Source organism: Phyllobacterium phragmitis, from assembly GCF_002980495.1.
GTDB lineage: Bacteria > Pseudomonadota > Alphaproteobacteria > Rhizobiales > Rhizobiaceae > Paramesorhizobium > Paramesorhizobium phragmitis.
This window is the reverse complement of the sequence record NZ_PVBR01000008.1, coordinates 78553-95464: the sequence shown is the minus strand read 5'-3', so window position 1 is coordinate 95464 and position 16912 is coordinate 78553. Positions and strand designations below refer to the sequence as shown.

At 61.9% G+C, this 16912-nt stretch carries 19 protein-coding genes; 4 read left to right on the top strand and 15 right to left on the bottom strand.

Annotation, left to right across the window (positions count from 1 at the left end; all coding sequences use genetic code 11):
* Position 1: 1 nt before the first annotated feature.
* From C5748_RS12780 to C5748_RS12750, 5 genes are all read right to left on the bottom strand, one after another.
* Positions 2-631 carry a (2Fe-2S)-binding protein gene (locus C5748_RS12780; protein ID WP_245429068.1) on the bottom strand — a complete coding sequence of 210 codons (630 nt, stop codon included), beginning with the start codon at positions 629-631 and terminating at the stop codon, positions 2-4.
* An 807-nt stretch (positions 632-1438) separates the two neighbouring features.
* Positions 1439-2305, bottom strand: coding sequence for an alpha/beta fold hydrolase (locus C5748_RS12765; RefSeq protein ID WP_105742315.1), 867 nt, complete (start codon positions 2303-2305; stop codon positions 1439-1441).
* A gap of 243 nt (positions 2306-2548) precedes the next feature.
* Positions 2549-2851, bottom strand: coding sequence for a heme-degrading domain-containing protein (locus tag C5748_RS12760; RefSeq protein WP_105742314.1), 303 nt, complete (start codon positions 2849-2851; stop codon positions 2549-2551).
* A gap of 236 nt (positions 2852-3087) precedes the next feature.
* Entirely contained in the window at positions 3088-3507 is a 420-nt protein-coding gene (locus C5748_RS12755; RefSeq protein WP_105742313.1) for a ribbon-helix-helix protein, CopG family, read from the bottom strand.
* Between the two features lie 3 nt (positions 3508-3510).
* Entirely contained in the window at positions 3511-5538 is a 2028-nt protein-coding gene (locus C5748_RS12750; protein WP_105742312.1) for a conjugal transfer protein TraG, read from the bottom strand.
* Positions 5539-5708: 170 nt separating this feature from the next.
* Between C5748_RS12750 and C5748_RS12745 the strand changes: the two genes are divergently transcribed.
* Positions 5709-6488, top strand: coding sequence for a DUF5710 domain-containing protein (locus C5748_RS12745; protein WP_105742311.1), 780 nt, complete (start codon positions 5709-5711; stop codon positions 6486-6488).
* A 32-nt stretch (positions 6489-6520) separates the two neighbouring features.
* Here the strand turns inward: C5748_RS12745 and C5748_RS12740 are convergent, their stop codons facing one another.
* From C5748_RS12740 to C5748_RS12700, 9 genes are all read right to left on the bottom strand, one after another.
* A complete protein-coding gene (locus tag C5748_RS12740; protein ID WP_105742310.1) occupies positions 6521-8257 on the bottom strand; it encodes a relaxase/mobilization nuclease domain-containing protein in 1737 nt (578 codons plus the stop codon).
* A 241-nt stretch (positions 8258-8498) separates the two neighbouring features.
* Positions 8499-9536 carry a lytic transglycosylase domain-containing protein gene (locus tag C5748_RS12735; protein ID WP_199194785.1) on the bottom strand — a complete coding sequence of 346 codons (1038 nt, stop codon included), beginning with the start codon at positions 9534-9536 and terminating at the stop codon, positions 8499-8501.
* Positions 9537-9542: 6 nt separating this feature from the next.
* Positions 9543-9869 carry a DUF736 domain-containing protein gene (locus tag C5748_RS12730; RefSeq protein WP_105742309.1) on the bottom strand — a complete coding sequence of 109 codons (327 nt, stop codon included), beginning with the start codon at positions 9867-9869 and terminating at the stop codon, positions 9543-9545.
* A 36-nt stretch (positions 9870-9905) separates the two neighbouring features.
* A complete protein-coding gene (locus tag C5748_RS12725; RefSeq protein ID WP_105742308.1) occupies positions 9906-10466 on the bottom strand; it encodes a S26 family signal peptidase in 561 nt (186 codons plus the stop codon).
* Positions 10466-10957 (bottom strand): DUF2840 domain-containing protein, encoded by a 492-nt coding sequence (locus C5748_RS12720; protein ID WP_105742307.1) that lies wholly within the window; start codon positions 10955-10957, stop codon positions 10466-10468. The genes C5748_RS12725 and C5748_RS12720 overlap by 1 nt, the downstream gene beginning before the upstream one ends.
* 322 nt (positions 10958-11279) lie before the next feature.
* Positions 11280-12125 (bottom strand): replication initiator protein A, encoded by an 846-nt coding sequence (locus C5748_RS12715; RefSeq protein WP_105742306.1) that lies wholly within the window; start codon positions 12123-12125, stop codon positions 11280-11282.
* Positions 12126-12137: 12 nt separating this feature from the next.
* Positions 12138-12404: a helix-turn-helix transcriptional regulator gene (locus C5748_RS12710; RefSeq protein ID WP_105742305.1), complete on the bottom strand. Its 267-nt coding sequence runs from the start codon at positions 12402-12404 to the stop codon at positions 12138-12140.
* A 466-nt stretch (positions 12405-12870) separates the two neighbouring features.
* Positions 12871-13542, bottom strand: coding sequence for a hypothetical protein (locus tag C5748_RS12705; protein WP_105742304.1), 672 nt, complete (start codon positions 13540-13542; stop codon positions 12871-12873).
* Entirely contained in the window at positions 13539-14117 is a 579-nt protein-coding gene (locus C5748_RS12700) for a TetR/AcrR family transcriptional regulator (protein ID WP_105742303.1), read from the bottom strand. Before C5748_RS12700 ends, C5748_RS12705 begins: the two co-directional genes overlap by 4 nt.
* 69 nt (positions 14118-14186) lie before the next feature.
* Here C5748_RS12700 and C5748_RS12695 point away from each other — a divergent pair, with 69 nt between their 5' ends.
* The 3 genes from C5748_RS12695 to C5748_RS12685 all read left to right on the top strand — a co-directional run bounded on the left by C5748_RS12695 (position 14187) and on the right by C5748_RS12685 (position 15452).
* Positions 14187-14483 carry a nuclear transport factor 2 family protein gene (locus tag C5748_RS12695; protein WP_342588359.1) on the top strand — a complete coding sequence of 99 codons (297 nt, stop codon included), beginning with the start codon at positions 14187-14189 and terminating at the stop codon, positions 14481-14483.
* Positions 14484-14725: 242 nt separating this feature from the next.
* Entirely contained in the window at positions 14726-15091 is a 366-nt protein-coding gene (locus C5748_RS12690) for a nuclear transport factor 2 family protein (protein ID WP_105742302.1), read from the top strand.
* Positions 15092-15170: 79 nt separating this feature from the next.
* Positions 15171-15452 (top strand): putative quinol monooxygenase, encoded by a 282-nt coding sequence (locus tag C5748_RS12685; RefSeq protein ID WP_105742301.1) that lies wholly within the window; start codon positions 15171-15173, stop codon positions 15450-15452.
* A 406-nt stretch (positions 15453-15858) separates the two neighbouring features.
* Here the strand turns inward: C5748_RS12685 and C5748_RS12680 are convergent, their stop codons facing one another.
* Entirely contained in the window at positions 15859-16644 is a 786-nt protein-coding gene (locus tag C5748_RS12680; protein ID WP_105742300.1) for an alpha/beta fold hydrolase, read from the bottom strand.
* Positions 16645-16912: the final 268 nt, after the last annotated feature.

The following is a 16912-nucleotide window of genomic DNA, read 5'->3' as shown; positions in this document are numbered from 1 at the left end:
ATCAACTCCTCTCTGCAGCGTCCGCGACAGCGGCAACGATGCCTGGATAGGCACCGCAGCGGCAGATATTCCCGCTCATCCAGAACCGGATCTCGTCGGGCGAGCCGGCATGCCCTTCGCTGATGCAGCCGATGCCGGACATGATCTGGCCGGGTGTGCAGTAGCCGCACTGGAAGCCCTCATGCTCGATGAAGGCCGTCTGCAGTGGATGGAGCTCCTCACCGTTGGCGATCCCCTCGATCGTCGTAATTTCGCCGCCGTCATGCATCGCCGCCAGCGTCAGGCAGGAGACGACGCGCTTTCCGTCGACGAGGATCGTGCAGGCCCCGCAGGCGCCTTGATTGCAGCCCTTCTTTGTACCGGTGAGATCCAGCGTTTCGCGCAGCACGTCAAGCAGCGACTGACGGGGATCGATCGCAAGTGCGTGCGACTGTCCATTGACGACGAGCTCGATGCTGTGGCCCTGCATGCTGCCCTCTCCCATGCCGTTTGCGGATTGTGACGTGGTGAGCGGCATCGCTGCGAATACGGCGGCACCTGCAGCAATCTCGAAAGTCTCCCGGCGCGTCACTTCCCAAGTATGTGCGCGGTCTTCACTATCGGCACGATGATCCGTCTTTCTACCTGACATGGCAATCGCAGCTCCTCTTCGGCTTCGAATTCGCTGAGCTCAGCAATGTGGCTGGCACGATGCTGCCGGACAAATGCGGGTGTAGCCATCGTACGGGAGGTTGCGCGGCTCATACGTTGGTATGGCTGAGCTTTAAACGGCGCTTTGCGGCCGGCAGCACGCGTGGACGCATTACGCACCATCGCTGTCGATGGTAGATGTTCCTGGCTCACCGCCTCTCCTTCAACGGGTAACCATTGTTTGACCGCTTCGAAATGTACGTCGGCGGTTTCAGTAACGCTCCGGCGAATGGAGCAGCGGCGAAGGCTCACCCATGGGTCGGTTACGCCGGACCGGCTCACGCCTATAGACCATGGTATGCCCCTGTTCAGACAAAGACGTTACGCGAGCCCACCGACGTAGGATGGAGTGGATCGGCAGTGGTGGCGTAGATTGAGATCAACAAAGAAATCGCGCCATGGCGATTGGAAGCGTCTCACAACTTCCTCACTTGTCGATCTCCGTGCACTTCGACAACAAGGATGTGCACATTGATACGAACCCGGCCCCTCCTCCCCCCGCCTTGCACCGGGTTCGTGCGGCCGGCCTGTCCCTCCTCCAGGCCGGCCGCCATTGTTCGTCCCATAGCGCGGAAAGCAGCAAACCACTGATCGTGCTCATGAAATCGGCATACGAAGCGATTCCGTGTGCCGATCAGGGTCCGGAAAACTCTAGCGCTGCCGAGGACGCACTAAACATCCGTGGACCGGCCGTGGGGCACCCAATTGAAGGGTTTCGCGGTCAGACCCTGCAGCCGCCAACCAGGCTTTAGCGAGCAGGCCCGGCAGCCACGCTGACGCCCAGAAACTCACGTATCGCGTCGGCAACTTCAAATGCGTGGGTTTCAAGCGCGAAGTGGCCGGTGTCGAGAAGCCGCACGTCCGCATTCTGGAGGTCCCGTCTGTAGGCCTCCGCGCCGGCTGGCAAAAAGAAGGGATCGTTCCTGCCCCAGATCGCAAGCAACCGTGGTTGAGCCTCTCGAAAATAGGCTTGGAAGGCCGGATAGAGCGCCACGTTATTCTTATAGTCGCCGAAGAGATCGAGTTGCACATCGGCTGCGCCCGGACGGTTCAGATAATATTCGTCGAGCGCGTAGCCGTCCGGCGAGACAGCCGCAGGATCGGGCACGCCGTGTGTATACTGCCAGTAAGTTGTCTCCCGCGTCAGCAGGGTTTGCAGCGCTACGCGGTTGGCTGGCGACGGATCCTCCCAATATGCGCGGAGCGGACCCCAGCCGTCGCTTAGTCCCTCCAGATACGCGTTTCCGTTTTGGGAGATGAGCGCAGTGATGCGCTCTGGATGACGCATAGCCAGCCGAAATCCCGTGGGGGCGCCATAGTCGAACACATAGGCTGCGAAGCTGTCGAAGCCGATAATCTCGGTGAACCGCTCTATGGTCTCAGCAATGGAATCGAATGTATTCGCTTTTGGATTATCCGATCGACCAAAACCAGGCAGGTCTGGTGCGACGAGATGGAAGTGGTCCGTCAGCAGCGGAATGAGATCGCGGAACATGTGGCTTGACGTCGGAAATCCGTGAAGCAGCAGGATCTTCGGCGAGCCGACGACCCCGGCCTCGCGATAAAAGAGCTTGATCCCGTCGACCTTCGCAGTTCGATAGCTCGTCTGGTGCATCCGTTCCTCTTTGCTCGATGCCGCCTAGTCGTCAGACACGCCCGGCGGCTCGGCAGCGCCCGCCGATGTCACCTGGATCCGTTGCCACAGATTATCGAAAGCAACGCTGTCGTAAAATGCGCAGGCGCAAACGATCTGTCCACCCTCGATCTCAAGAGTCCAAGCGTAGGTATTGGAACAAGGTCGCTGGTGGCGGGCCGTACCGGTCGCGTCGACGAAGGCGACGACCGTCTCATTTTCCGCTTAGAGCTTACGGACCGACTGTACCAAGCGGGATTTCACGCGCGCGTTGAACGGCCGGATGACCTCAATGAAGGCGTCCTTTGTCGGACACGTCTTTGCCGCGAGCGAGTTGCCGGTGTTCGTCCAACTCGCGTCGGGGGCGAGCAAATCATAGGAGCTGCCGGCGCCTGTCCGATACCCCTTGAAGCTACGGGCGATCAGCGCGCGATTCATTGAGGCGGTCCGCCCCTTCTTCAAGGCGATGTCCACCGATCCGAGCTGGGCACCATCGAACGCCTTCAGGTACGCGCCGTCATCAAACATGGCGATATTCTACAACGGTTGCTGGGGCTTCGTCCAATGCCGCCACAACCACGGGATCGCTGACCGTTTGTGTTAGCCCCATCGCTGCTCTCCCGTTCAGACCTGGGAAAGCGTAGGCGCCGTTTCGGGCACGATCTCAACGACGATCGCATCCTGCGTTTCAATGCGTTTCTTCCATGCCTGCAACTGATGCCTTCAGGCTAGTCGGCGGGGCTAGGCGCAGCCCTGCGGTGGGCTTAGGGAACATCCTCCAGCACTTCCTGCCTGAGCTTCGGCCCCTTGGCTAGACGCCGGCCGAGCGCCTCCAAGAACTTGTCATAGCGCTCGCCACCCTTGGCCCGGGCGGCCACTTGTGCGGCTTCTGGCAGAGACGCGGTGGAGGTCAGCCAGGAGCGAATAAAGATAGCGAAGGCTTCATTGGCGATGCCGATGTCGCGTTCGAGCCGCTGGATGTTGCGGTCGATCCGGTCGAGGCGCTTGGCGACCGCTGCCTCCTGCCGCTCGTCGGCATCGGGGGAGAGAAAGGAGGCAATCGCCGCCTCGGCGATGAGGGAGCGGGATTGCTCGCGCCGAGCAGCGAAATCAGCCAGCAGGCGCATCAGATCCGGGTCGAGATAGACGGACAGGCGGCTCTTCTTGTCGGGACGCTCACGCATCGCTTACATCTCCATACGGTCTCCGGGATCCATCGAGACCTGTCGTGCGACCTGGCGCATGTTGCGCACAAGCGCACGGTTGGCGGTGGATTCGCGGTCGGGTTCATCAATGTCGGGATCGAACTCGTTGGCCAGCGGCCTGGCGGGCTCCGGTGCGATATCTTTGTGCGGCTCGAGGCCGGGCTCACGGCGCAGGCCGGCATTGGCCGGATCGTCTTCCTTCGCAGATTGAGCGATTTTCGGTTGGGTGGCAGAAGGAAGCGTTGAGCCACTATCATCTTCGGGAGGACGAGAAGGTACGACCGGCTTCAGCACCGACCAGTCGTCGGGCTGTGGCAAGAACCCGGCACTCGGGCTCTTGGGTACAGGTAGCAGCCGCTCCGTGAAGCGTGCATCCTCGTAATAGCGCGCCTTCTTCGCCCGGATCGGGTGTGTACCGGCTACCATGACGATCTCATCGTCGGGTGGCAGCTGCATCACCTCGCCGGGGGTCAGCAGCGGCCGCGCCGTTTCGGAACGCGAGACCATCAGGTGGCTGAGCCAGGGCGCGAGCCGATGCCCGGCATAGTTCTGCATGGCGCGCATCTCGGTGGCGGTGCCGAGCGCATCCGACACACGCTTGGCCGTCCGCTCGTCGTTGGTCGCGAAGCTCACGCGGACATGGCAATTGTCGAGGATCGAGTTGTTGGCGCCGTATGCCTTCTCGATCTGATTGAGCGATTGTGCAATCAAGAACGCCTTGATGCCGTAGCCGGCCATGAAGGCAAGCGCCGATTCAAAGAAATCGAGCCGGCCGAGCGCCGGGAATTCGTCGAGCATCAGGAGCAGGCGATGGCGGCGGTCCTTCGCATGCAGTTCCTCGGTGAGCCGGCGGCCGATCTGGTTGAGCACGAGGCGCACGAGCGGTTTTGTGCGGCTGATGTCGGAGGGCGGCACGACGAGATAGAGCGTCGTTGGTTTGTCGGCGGATACGATGTTGGCGATGCGCCAGTCGCAGCGGCTGGTGACGGCAGCGACAACCGGATCGCGGTAGAGTCCGAGGAAGGACATGGCGGTGGACAGCACGCCGGAACGCTCGTTGTCCGATTTGTTGAGCAGTTCGCGCGCGGCACTGGCGACCACTGGGTGCGGACCTTTCTCGCCCAGATGCGGCGTCGTCATCATGGCGGCAAGCGTCGCCTCGATCGGCCGACGCGGGTCGGAAAGAAAGGCGGCGACACCGGCGAGCGTCTTGTCCTTTTCGGCATAGAGGACATGCAGGATCGCGCCGACCAGCAGTGCGTGACTGGTCTTTTCCCAATGGTTCCGGCGCTCCAGCGAGCCTTCGGGATCGACCAGCACGTCAGCGACGTTCTGAACGTCGCGTACTTCCCATTCGCCGCGCCGGACTTCGAGAAGCGGATTGTAGGCCGCCGACTTCGCATTCGTCGGGTCGAACAACAGCACGCGGCCGAAACGCGAACGTAGGCCAGCGGTCAGTTCCCAGTTCTCGCCCTTGATGTCGTGGACGATGGCCGAACCAGGCCAGGTGAGCAGGGTTGGCACGACGAGCCCGACGCCCTTGCCGGAGCGTGTCGGCGCGAAGCACAGCACATGCTCGGCACCGTCATGGCGCAGATATTCGTGGTCGAGCTTGCCGAGTACGATGCCATCGTCACCGAGCAGGCCAGCATCCCTGATTTCCTGCCGCTCGGCCCAGCGCGCCGAGCCGAAGGTGCGCACATCCTTTGCCTCGCGCGCACGATAGATCGACATGAGTATGGCGGCAGCGATAGCGACAAGGCCGCCCGAGGCCGCAATGGCCGCACCTTCATAGAAAATATGTGGTGCATAGGCGTCGTAAAAATACCACCACCAGAAGAAGGCGGGTGGCGGATAGACCGGCAGGCCGACAATCTCGAGCCAGGGCTGGCCGAGCTGCGCCTGGAAACCGAGCCGCCATGCGGTCCATTGCGTCGCGCTCCAGACCGCGATGAGCACGATCGAGAACACGACGATGATCTGGCCCCACATGATGCGGCTCGCGGACAAGACGATCTGACTCCCATCAAAGCATTCAAATAGCCAAAGAAGCGCAGAAGGGATTTGTTGGCCAATTGATATTGAGTGGCCGGCGTAGCTGATCGTAGGATAGCGAAAAAATATTTGCGCATTTCGGCGAGCAACAGAGCGCGTCGATGCGCGCTCAAAGGTGCCCGCAGATGCGAATCGATCTCAATGTTCCCTACCCACAGAAGGACGAAGTCAAGAAGCTCGGAGCCCGCTGGAACCCAAGCAAGCGCGTCTGGTATGTGCCGGACGGTGTCGATCCGGCTCCCTTTGCTCGCTGGCTTCCGGCAGAGAGCGATTTCAATCTGCGGGCGGCGGAAGCCTATCTCGTGCGCTCACCGGCACGATGCTGGCGCTGTTCGGAGCCCTTCGCGGCGGTCGGGCTTCTGATGGCGCCCGGCTTCGAGATGCGGGATTATGACGAGGATGAGCACGGCGAGGAGGTGCGGTTCTGGTTCAGGCACGACGAATGGGCTTTTGCTCACTACATTACCGATCTGCCGCCAGCGGTCGTGAAGACGCTGAAGTCGGAAGCGCCGCTTTATCGCCCGGCCTTCAGCAAGACGACGCAGACGACCTATTGGGCCAATCATTGCCCGGCGTGCAAGGTGCTGCAGGGAGACTTCAACCTGTTCGAGGAACCGGACGGCGCCTTCTTTCCCATGAGCGTCAACCATGTGCGAAGGATGAAGGCGACGAGGCTTGCCATGCCGTTCGAAGCCGTGGGCTCGCCATCATTCGGTATTGACGAGGCCGACCTCTTGCCTGGAGTCAGATCGCCACGGACCGAGCGCCGACGGGATGTCGCCTCTGAGCGGCTGAGACAGACGATCTTTGTCAAGCCACCCGTCGGGCAGAGTACGCCTCTTCCGCCGCGGCGCCAAGGCGGCTTAATGGGGCGTCTCAAATCTCTGATCGGCGGCAAGCGGTGACGACAGATCGATGCCGTATCGATAGGTGGTGATCACAATCCCAGCCCGCGCTTGCGGCCAATGGACCAATCGACACCGCCGTCGCCACGAGCGACGCCGGAGATGTGCTGACCGATATGCTTCTCGACGGATGGGGTCCAGGGCACCAGTTTGAAGCCGAGCCCGTCGTCGATTAGGGCGAAGCGGCCGGAGGCGAGCGCGAAGCGCTGCCGGTAGGTGCCCGCGACATATTCACCGGCGGCGAATTTCTGGAAGGGCATGCCGGTCTCGGCCGCGAGCTTTTGGCCGAGCGCATCCAGCTCGCGCTCGCGCAGCGTGGCGAGCAGATTGCGGGCAAAGACGATGCCCTGGCCTTCGCGCCGCGCTAGCCCTTCCTGGATCAGGTGCTCGGCGCGAGCCTCCATGGCCTGTTTCACCTCCAGGCCGAAGCGGCCGCCCAGATCGACAGGGTCGCGGGCGATGAGCTGGCGGTCGAGCCAAGTCACGCCGTCCGCCGTCGCCTGTGCCTCGATGGAGAGGTCGGAGCGAACGGCGAGCGCGGTGCGGGGCCGACCGCTACGATCTTCGAAGCGGCGCAACTCGACGATGGAACCGGGCGCGGAATCACCAGCCGCGTCGAGATCGTGGAAGCGAATATGGTGGGTGCGGCCGTCTATGCCGTCGACCACGGCATAGGCGGTGCCGCGCAGTTCGTCGTCGAGGCCACGATCGACCAGCCTGCCGATGATCGGTTCGGCCTGCGTGTCACCAGCGATGACGTAATCGGTGAGGCCGCGATCTATGCCGCGCTCGGTGAGCGCTCGGTGCATGCGCTTGATGATGTCGTTGCGCTCGCCGAGCTCGCGCAAAGTCGGCTCGGCTTCATCGGCAATGAGCCATTGGCCAGGGCCGACGCTCTCGGCAAGGCCGAGACGCTCGAGATGGCGCAGCCGGCCGACCTTCAGGGTGAGGTATTCGTCCGGCTTCTGGTCGGGCACGGGAGCAACGTCGAGGAAACCGTATCTGTCGGCGTCCCGGACAAGCTGACGGTCGAGCCGAGTCCAGCGTTCAGCCTCGACCTGTCGCTCCAGCACGCGGCGAATGTCGAGATCGGTGCGCGAGCCGAGTTCCTGGGTGATGAGGTCCTGTGCGCGGTTGCGCATGCCCTCCTTGATGTAGTCGCGGGCGATCATGAGGTCCTGCCCGTCATCGGCGCGGCCGCGCAGGATGACATGGACATGGGGATGCGCCGTATTCCAGTGATCAACGGCCACCCATTCTAGCTTCGTGCCAAGATCCTTTTCCATCTGCGCCATGAGATCACGGGTGAAGGTTTTCAGATCGGTCATCTCCAGCGCATCGTCGGGCGAGACGATGAAGCGGAAGTGGTGGCGATCGTCCTCGCAGCGCTCGGCGAAGCCCTTGACGTCAGCATCGTCCGTCTCGGGGCCGAACATGCGAGCCTTTTCGCCGTCACGGGTCACGCCGTCGCGGCGAAGATAGTTGAGATGGGCGGTCAGCGTCGCGGAGCGCACAGTGTGCCGGACAACGCGGGTCTTGATGACGGCGCCGCGCGAGCGGCTGGTGATCAGGCGGTTGGCGCGCACGCTGGCGACGCGGCCGCGGCCGAAGCGCGAGCCGTTGCCGGAGGTGATCCTGCCCGAGCGCGAGATGCGGCCGCCGGCTTTCTGCGCGGCGGCGAGCGCCTGGGCGACGAAGGGTTTTGCCCGCTGCGCCCTCGATGAGCGGATGCGGCCTGGCCGGACGCGGAAATCGTCGTCGCGGCTCATGGCCATTTCCGTTGAGATGTGCGGATTCCGTTGAAATCGCTCGATAAAGTCAAGACGCGCACATCGCAGTGCTTGGCCGCGATGTGCGGAAGGTTCCGGCAGAGCCAGCAATACCCCCCACCCAACCGAGCCGCGATGTGCGGCTTTTTATCCCGCCCTCCTCTTCGGTCGGTCCCGGCTGCCCCGCAGTGTCTCGCAACGCCTGCGATTGCACACTCTGCAACGCGAGAAACCACGATGATCATCGCGTTTCTCCTTCCGCTTCCGGCCGTCCCACGAAGAGACCGTCGGATGGCGGCACGAATGCTGACAGATCGACCACCGCCGGATCGTTTGAGGGGCGACCAGAAGGAAGATTGGCAATCGCCGGATCGTCGTTTGAATGGACACTCGAGCGGGCAATGAAGAGCGGCGCGTGGGGCCATGTCGGTCGCGATGATCTGCCAATAGCGCGCGCAATGGGAACCGTGCCGTCGATCATCGGCGTGATCTTCGCGACGTAATCGATCGTCTCCGCTGGCAGCGCGCCGCCGCTCTCGACATGTTCGTCGTAGCGCGCCGGCCCGGCATTATAGGCGGCCAGCATCGCGTCGACCGTGCCGTAGCGGTCGTGCATCTCGCGCAGATAGGCAGTACCTGCGAGGATGTTGTCGCGAGGTTGCCAGGGATCGTTTCCGAGACTGTGCTTCACGCGCAGCTCGTCCCATGTCGCGGGAATCACCTGCATGAGACCGATAGCGCCTTTAGGCGACAGAGCAGCCGGATCGCCGACGCTTTCAGCTGCCATGACCGCGCGAATCCATCGCTCGGGAATGGCGAAACGGCGGGCGGCTTCGGTGACGTGAGCCGCCCACGGATCGGTCGCCGACGCGACTGCCGACAAGCGCTCGGGCGATCCGTCGCGCGTCGCCATGGCGGCGGGCAGAGACTCGTCCGATGGAGGCTCTGCTGACGACGGAGCCGCCATGACGACGATCATCGTACAGGCGATGAGCATCGTCATGGTCGTAGGGACGGCAGCGCAAGCACCGCCGTCCCGAACCGCCATCAGCCTGCCATCGTGCTCGCTGCGGCCAAGGGCAAGGCTGCGCCGGCGGCCAACATTTTCCGGACGGGCATCGTCCGAAAACGTGAGCGTCTCCCGGAAAACAGGCCGCCGCCCTTGACCTTCTCTGCGCGCGACGGCCGCCTGACAGGCGATCGGGTCGAGGGGATTGACCGGCGCTCGATCGATCGAGGGGATTGGGCCAGAAGTTCGACGAGAACGATGGCACCGCATGACTTGTCATGCCTCGCCGTCGTTCTTCTTCCTGCGCGTCCAATGCAGGTTCCATGTGTCCTTCTTTGTATCGGACTCGAACAGGCGGGTGCGGATCGGCTCGACGAAGGACGGATCGTCGATGGTCACGGAGAGGTAGCCGCCCGCCCTGTCGCCGGTGCGGTCCCAGGCCGCGCCGACTTCCAGACCGTCGCAAAAGACGCGATGGTTCGGCGCGTTTTCCGCGTCCGATCCTTCGGCAGGAAGAATGGTCATTTCGACGTCGAGGGTGAGCGTGCGGACACGGCCGAAGAAGCCGTCGTCATTGCGGGTAAAGGTTCCAATCTGGGCCACGATGTCTTTCCTTTCGTTGCTGGCGGAAGCGAGCCGCTACGGCTCGTTGGAAACCGGCTCGCGAAAGCCTTCCGCGACCGGATCGGGGTGGTCGGCCGCCCAGATGGGGACGGCTCGGCCGACGATGGTGGAGATGGGAAGCGGCCCGAAATACCGGCTGTCGAAGCTGTCGGGACTGTCCCAGTTCATGAAGAAGGCTTCACCGTCGCCGAGCGTCCGGCAGCCCTTCCAGACGGGCAGCGACCGGCCACGCGTGTCGTGGCCGCGAGCCTGTCCGTAGTTCATGCCGTAGGCGATAATCGCGCTGCCGCACCGGCAAATCTCGGTACCGCCGAGCGCCAGCACGCGCTTGATGAGCGGAACACCGCGCGGCAGGTAGCCGCGTTCGCCGAGGAACGCCGCCAACTCGTCGGGCGGCATGACGACGGCCAGATCTGTGACGTCGATGCGATCCGCAGGGACAATGCGGTAGAGACCGACCGGCACGCTGGCGGAGGCATTCCAGATGAAGCGAATGTCGGGCCGGTGCCATGCCGGTGTGGCGACCAGCGCCACCCCGGCGAGCATTGAAAGGATCTTCAGGCGGCGGCTGGACATCACGTCACCTCGCGGCGGCGCAGCCAGGCGCGGTGCTGTACGAGCGTATAGGCTCGGAACGGTTCATTGACGCTGACGCGATTGTGGATGTGCCGCCAGTGATCCGGTGCGACGTCAGCTGGATCAATGCCGAGCGCTTCGATCCCGTCGACTGCCTTCAGCACCGTCTCGACTTTCGGCCAGCCATGAATACGGAGTAGGATCTCGCCCCCTGGCCGAACGAAAGGCAATGTCTGGAACGGCTCGCCTTGATCGACGGCGCGCACAATGTCGATACGCGAGATGATCGTGCCATACTCGTTTCCGGCCCAGCGCACGAAGGCGAAGACGTTACCCGGCGTGAAGCTGACGATCCGACGATGACGGTCGAGACGTTGTTCGCCGGCGATCCGTCCGAAGCGAAGCCAATGCTCGATCCCTTTCTCGCGCCACGTCAGTTCGACCAGGGTGGTCGCGGACGCAATGGCTGGATGATGTTCGCCCGTCCTCATAGCGCGCTCCTGCACCAACAATCGCTGGCGATCGGACGCGCGCGGGCTGGCAATCCGAAAACTGTTTCGGAGCCTTGCTGCCTGCCGGGGTTTATCCCCGTTCTCCGGGTTTCGGAGATGCCGTTAGAATCAGGGATCCGAAGGATTCCTGATGTTAGATAAGTTAGAGGGGCTGGAATCCGCCAATAATATCCGCCGATTACAGTGTGTATTCGTTCCCGCTGGTACGGGAATGGCGTTCCTGCTGGTACGGGAAAGAGTGTTCCCGCTGGTTCGGCTTGTTTCACAGGCCATCCACAATTGCCGTGCGGCGCGGGGGACGTCATTTTGCGCCTCCGGTACGACGCCCCACCAGATCGGGTTTGTCCGGCTGGAAGATCAGGCGCTGACGGCCATCAGGTTCATCCACCAGTTCCAGGTAATAGCCAGGCAACGATTGCTGCCGAACGATGGCGCGCAGCTCGAAGCGGAAGCGGCGCAGCGGCGCGAGGCTCCCCGATTTGAGGTGGAGATGGGCGATATCAAAACTCCAGCCCCAGCGCTGTCGGCCGCCATGCTTGCGCACGAGCCGGTAGAGCCAGCGTTCGAGGCCGCCCTTCAGCGCAAAATATTCCCGGTCGATGGTCAGGATCAGCGCGTCATCGAGGACGCCGGCATAGAACCAGTCCGCGAGCACGAGTTCGACGCCGAGTGAGCGGGCGCCATCCAGCCGCTCCTTCCATTCGGCGATCCACGAGAAGCGGTGCCGGCGCTTCTCTGAGAGCTGGCGGATCGAAGTGACGACGGTGGTGGACTGGAGCCGGTCGAACGCGGCCTTCAGACGTATGTAGTTCAGCCCGGTATCGGCGCGGCCGATAAAGGAGAGGATCTCGTAGGGCCTGGCGAGCATGAAGCGCGAGGTGCGCAGGCCGTTGTCACGCGCGTCGACGATCTGGCTGGCGGCCCAGATCAGGATGTCCGCGTCCCATATGGTCGCCATGCCGTGCTCTGCCGTGGCCTCGACGCGGATCGACACGTCGCCGAGGCGGAAGTCGATCGGGATGACGCGGCGGGATTTTGCCAGCGAGAAGAAGGGCCAGGACATAAGGTCCTGCGCATCACGCGCGGCAATGTCGCGTGCATGCGTCCGGAACGGTTCGGTATGGGGTGCGGGAACGGGCGTTGGCATGGAGGCGACCAGTCAGCGGTCGCCGGCCGGTGCGTCCGCGTCCTGCGGTGCGGGAAAGCCCGGCGTCAGCGGCTCGAAGGTGGACTGGCGGGCGCAGGCGTCGATCCATGCGACAAGATCGGCGACCGTGTAGACCACGCGGCCGCCGAGCTTGTGGTAGATCGGCCCCATGCCCTCGCAGCGATACTTTTCCAACGTGCGGGGAGAAAGGCCGAGGAGCCGGGCGGCTTCGGGCGTGCGCACGAAGCGCGGCCAGTCGGTGTCGGTCTTGTCCTGCATGTTCGGCCTCCGTCGCGTAAGCCGGCAGAGCGGCGTTGCAGATGCGACGATGGCGAAGAAACATCGGTCAGGCGGAGTGACAAAATTCGGGGGATCTTAGGAGAAGTGTCCCCCTCCCACTGTCTGGTGTCGGAGACATGGGAAACGGCTTTCGGGATGCCGTCTCGCTTTACCCATTCGGGCAGTCCGGGACGTGCAGCAATGGGAACGGCCGTCCCGATCCTGCCCGATCCGTCGTGGGTTTAGGGAATTTTTGCGACGCGAAAACGGCAGCTTTCGACCTTGTCCCGGTCATTTTCGGCTAAGGTGCATAAGTACCAAAACCCGCCATTCGTGAGGCTCAGACTGACGGCTGGGTCGGGGCCGCAAGCGGCCTGTCCGGTTACAGGATGAGCACAGCGGAAAGCAGTCTCCAACCAAAGTCGGAAGGTGCCGCCGCAGGCTCCCCGATGTTCTGACCCGTTATTCAGCGTCCCTCATCACTCAACATGTGATCGGCCAGGCTGTAGCAGTGGCTCGCCTGATAGGCGTTCCGGCCCCGGTTCATGTGCGTCAGGTTGAACGTCCGGATGGCCCGCAATGCGCGGTGCGCCGCGAGCAATTTGCCAATCGAGGGGAAGCCGCGGACTTGGATGCCGAACATGTCCTCGCCGCGGGGAAAAAAGTAGCTGATGTCTTCCGGCGTCACGACACAGCGCTCAAGGAAAGCATCGTCTACTTGCCCGCGATCAAGTGAATGGTCGGTGGTGAAATCGGAAAGATGCACCACGAAAAGCGCGCGGATGCCCTCACCGTCCGCGTAGAGCGAGAAGAGCTCCATCCAACTCGCATTGATGCGAAGAAGCGCCTTGCCCGGAGTCGACGGCAGACAGGAAATCGACCAGTAGTGCCGCTCGGTCCGGCGTGGGATCGGGATGCAGTCGCGACCGTAGCGCCGCAGAATCGCCAGAACCTCCTGTGCCTGCGGCTGGCGCAGCAGCTTCTCAAACCGCGCGACATATTTGAAGCGCAGTTCGAGGGACTCCGAGCGGTCGGCGGCGTCGCGCGGAACCGTCTTGCCCTCCATCCAATCGCGCTGCTGCTCGAGATCCAGGAACTGGCGCAGACCCGTGCTGCTTGGGCTGCGAGCGGCGTTCATCGCCGGTCCAGCAGTCTCGTCACCGCCTCGCGGACAAGGGCGGGGACGCTTTCGGCATCATCCAGATAGGCGCTTTCCAGCAGGCCGTCCGAAAGCGCGACGAGAAGGGAAGCGGTAACGGAAGGAGCGGGATCGCCATCCTCAGCGAGAAGGTTCTCAAGGCTGTCGTGATACCAAACGCGACGCGCATTGATCGCCTGGCGCACAGGGCTGGCTGAATCGGGATATTCCGCCGCCGCGTTGAGGAACGGACACCCCCGCCAGCCTCCCGCGGTCACAGCCTCGCTGATACGCGCCATGATAGCCGCAATCATTTTCCGAGGAGGTTGCTTCGGAAGCGCAGCCACTGCCGCCCGGCCGAGCCGGTCTATCTCTTCGAGATAGGCGACGACGAGGTCATCCTTCGAGGGAAAGTGATTGTAGAAGGTCGCTTTGGCCACGCCGGCTTCCGCGATGATGCGGTCGATGCCGACAGCATGGATGCCGCCTTCGTAAAAAAGCCGTGTCGCGGTGTCGAGCAGACGACCACGCGCGGAACCTACTTCAGACTGGCTTTCAGATTTTTTCTGTCTCATCGCTTGACCCTAACAGACAGGTCTGTATAGTGCAATATGTAGACAGACCTGTCTGTATAGGAAAACGTCATGCAAGCGAGAGACACAGCCGAAGTCGTCCGTCGGTTCAATCAGGCGTTTGAGGAACACGATCCTGCGATCTTCGAGGACTTGGTCGCAGCGGACTGCGTCATGGAGTCGATCCAGCCGGCACCAAACGGCACGCGCTATGAAGGCTACGATATCAACTTGGCATTCTGGCAGGCGATGGCGGCCGACCGCATCAACCGCTTCGAGGTGGAAGACACTTTTGTGATGGGCGACCGCGCCAACATCCGCTGCGCTTCCATTTCGGCGACGGCGGCTCGATGCGCGGGGTCAGCCTGATCCGTGTCCGCGACGGTCGGATCGTCGAAGCCCTGGCTTACGCCAAAACACCCGGTCAGGTGGCGCCCTTGCCCGAGTGACCGTTGTATGTGGCCTGTTGCCCCACGTCATCCGCGGAAAGGATGACAAGACAAAGTGAGAGTCGGAAGCACCGTTGTATTTCGTTGTTCAACCGGACCTCGTTCACTATCGACCACTCGGTCGGGATCTACGGTGGCTCCATCGTTCAATGAGGTGAGAAAATGACCACTGAAAGCAAAGTTACCCGCGACATCGTCGAACGATTCCACAACGCGTTTGAGAAGCATCGCCCCGAAGACCTCGATGATCTCATCGGCGAGAGCTGTGTTCTCGAAAACACGGCGCCGGCCCCGGATGGCGCGCTCTACGAAGGGCGTGAGGCTTGCCTCGCTTTCTGGAAGAAAGTGGCGTCGTCGGCCAACCTTGCCTTCACAGCTGAGGAAATCTCCGCGATGGGCGACCGCGGGATCATCCGCTGGCAGCTTCGCTGGAGCGAGCGCGAAGCGGACCGGATCCGAGGCGTCAACATTATGCGCGTCCGGGACGGAAAGATCGTCGAGGGTCTGGGCTACGTAAAGGGAGGCTGACGTTCCCATCGCACCGGCGATCCTCGGGTCGCTATACCTGACCATGCCCGGCGCCGTGTCAGCCTGAAGGAGAAAACCAATGATCATCATAGCCGGCTACACCCGCACCGACGCTGAGAAGCGAGACGGCGCCGTGGACGCCTTCAGGGGCATGGTCGAACGCGCGAGGGCGTACGACGGCTGTCTCGACTTCTCCATAAGCGCGGACGCGGTCGATCCGGAGCGCGTCAATCTCTTCGAATGCTGGCGCGACCAAACCGCGCTGGACGCCTGGCGCAAGGTCGCGAAGGGGCCGCGCGTGAAGCCTCGAGAGGTCGCTGTCAGCCTCTATCGCACCGACAAGGCCGAAAAGCCTTTCTGAGGAAGAGAAGCCGGGGCCAGTCACCCGGTCCGGCGACCGGGCGCTAAAGGGTCGGAAGCATCGAATCCCGAAGATTGCCCGATGGCGGCTAGGGATTGGTGCGCAACAACGCGCGTTCGCTCGCGCTCAAAAAGTGGGGCGGCCGTATGAAGTTCGTGACCTGTCACAGCTTCCGCGCGATTTTCTAGCAACGCTCTGCATGAGACACAAGCCTCAATACCCTCGCTCGAACGTCCGCTTCCAGGGGAAGGCAACTTTGCCTCCATGACCGACATGGAGGCGCGTTGCGGTCGAAGTGCGGCGGTCACCAGAACGGCTGCTTTCCTCACCTAGAGACCTACAAGCGGACAGGCAGAAGTCCACCCCATCCAAGACTCAGGGTCAATGTACTGGAAGCGGACGGGACTTAAGCACAGGCTGGAGGATCAAGAAATCGCATGGCCGTTGCCGCGAATGGGATCATGGGATCATAAACCGGAACGTGCTCGCCATTAGGGATGATCCATAGCTGGGAATCAGGAATGGACCGATAAAGGCTGACGGGTATCTCAATCGGAAAAAAGCTGTCACGATCCCCATGCACAATCAGCGTGCGCGCATTGATGACGGAGAGATCCTCCTCAGTGAAGTTCATATCATCGAAATTGTCGGCCAGCGCGTTGAACTGAGCTATAAGCTGGCGGATCTGCGCGTCACCCCGTTTCGCGCATGCCCTGTACATGTCCTGAACATGTTGCGGCATTCTGGCAAACGAGGCCTCGCGCATGATGTCCCTTGCTTGAACGGGAAAGTGAGTGGTTGCACTGACTAAGACCATCGCTTCGATGCGCATGGAAGCGATCGTAGCCATGTGCAGCAAAGTCATCCCACCAGAGCTGATGCCCATGGCCGAAAGCTGATGAATTCCCAGCTTTTCGAGGAGCAGCAACACATCAAGCGCCGCTTGCCGGTGGGTGAACTCGCTGGTTGGATCAGAGCTATGCCCATGCCCAGGCAGGTCAACAACAATTAGTCGATGGCGTTCTGCGAGCGCGTCGAGGAAGGGATACCAGTTTTGTCCCGAGCCACCGAAACCGTGTAGCAGCAGGAGCGGCCTTCCTGATCCATACTCCTCATAATACATATCGACGGTGTTAACTTCAGCAGTACGCCCGTTACCCGTTTTCAATTTAGGGGCATAATTAATTATCATGCGTGCACCTCCCAATGCGCAGAAATGACGGTTATGGACCCCTAAAGAAGCTGCTAACAGAGCAATATCGAACAAGAAAGTATCAGGATTTCGATTTGTCGGCATGTCTGATAGGATCTTCGTTCTATCGGGGTCGCCTATCTGCGTACCGCGCAGCGGCAGTCTGAGTGGGCATCGTACGAACCGAGAAACGGTAGCACGTCCGCTTTGGTCATCTCATGCCTGGAACCAGACCATCCGCATCCCACCCCTTGAGACAGATGGGAAC

Excerpts from the sequence above, each read along its gene's own strand:
- C5748_RS12720 (WP_105742307.1), bottom strand. The coding sequence starts at position 10,957 with ATGAGGACGGGCGAACATCATCCAGCCATTGCGTCCGCGACCACCCTG.
- C5748_RS12685 (WP_105742301.1), top strand. The coding sequence starts at position 15,171 with ATGATCATCATAGCCGGCTACACCCGCACCGACGCTGAGAAGCGAGAC.
- C5748_RS12690 (WP_105742302.1), top strand. The coding sequence starts at position 14,726 with ATGACCACTGAAAGCAAAGTTACCCGCGACATCGTCGAACGATTCCAC.
- C5748_RS12755 (WP_105742313.1), bottom strand. The coding sequence starts at position 3,507 with ATGCGTGAGCGTCCCGACAAGAAGAGCCGCCTGTCCGTCTATCTCGAC.
- C5748_RS12780 (WP_245429068.1), bottom strand. The coding sequence starts at position 631 with ATGTCAGGTAGAAAGACGGATCATCGTGCCGATAGTGAAGACCGCGCA.
- C5748_RS12715 (WP_105742306.1), bottom strand. The coding sequence starts at position 12,125 with ATGCCAACGCCCGTTCCCGCACCCCATACCGAACCGTTCCGGACGCAT.
- C5748_RS12695 (WP_342588359.1), top strand. The coding sequence starts at position 14,187 with ATGCAAGCGAGAGACACAGCCGAAGTCGTCCGTCGGTTCAATCAGGCG.
- C5748_RS12700 (WP_105742303.1), bottom strand. The coding sequence starts at position 14,117 with ATGAGACAGAAAAAATCTGAAAGCCAGTCTGAAGTAGGTTCCGCGCGT.
- C5748_RS12705 (WP_105742304.1), bottom strand. The coding sequence starts at position 13,542 with ATGAACGCCGCTCGCAGCCCAAGCAGCACGGGTCTGCGCCAGTTCCTG.
- C5748_RS12710 (WP_105742305.1), bottom strand. The coding sequence starts at position 12,404 with ATGCAGGACAAGACCGACACCGACTGGCCGCGCTTCGTGCGCACGCCC.
- C5748_RS12735 (WP_199194785.1), bottom strand. The coding sequence starts at position 9,536 with ATGCGGTGCCATCGTTCTCGTCGAACTTCTGGCCCAATCCCCTCGATC.
- C5748_RS12765 (WP_105742315.1), bottom strand. The coding sequence starts at position 2,305 with ATGCACCAGACGAGCTATCGAACTGCGAAGGTCGACGGGATCAAGCTC.
- C5748_RS12745 (WP_105742311.1), top strand. The coding sequence starts at position 5,709 with ATGCGAATCGATCTCAATGTTCCCTACCCACAGAAGGACGAAGTCAAG.
- C5748_RS12680 (WP_105742300.1), bottom strand. The coding sequence starts at position 16,644 with ATGATAATTAATTATGCCCCTAAATTGAAAACGGGTAACGGGCGTACT.
- C5748_RS12725 (WP_105742308.1), bottom strand. The coding sequence starts at position 10,466 with ATGTCCAGCCGCCGCCTGAAGATCCTTTCAATGCTCGCCGGGGTGGCG.
- C5748_RS12760 (WP_105742314.1), bottom strand. The coding sequence starts at position 2,851 with ATGTTTGATGACGGCGCGTACCTGAAGGCGTTCGATGGTGCCCAGCTC.
- C5748_RS12740 (WP_105742310.1), bottom strand. The coding sequence starts at position 8,257 with ATGAGCCGCGACGACGATTTCCGCGTCCGGCCAGGCCGCATCCGCTCA.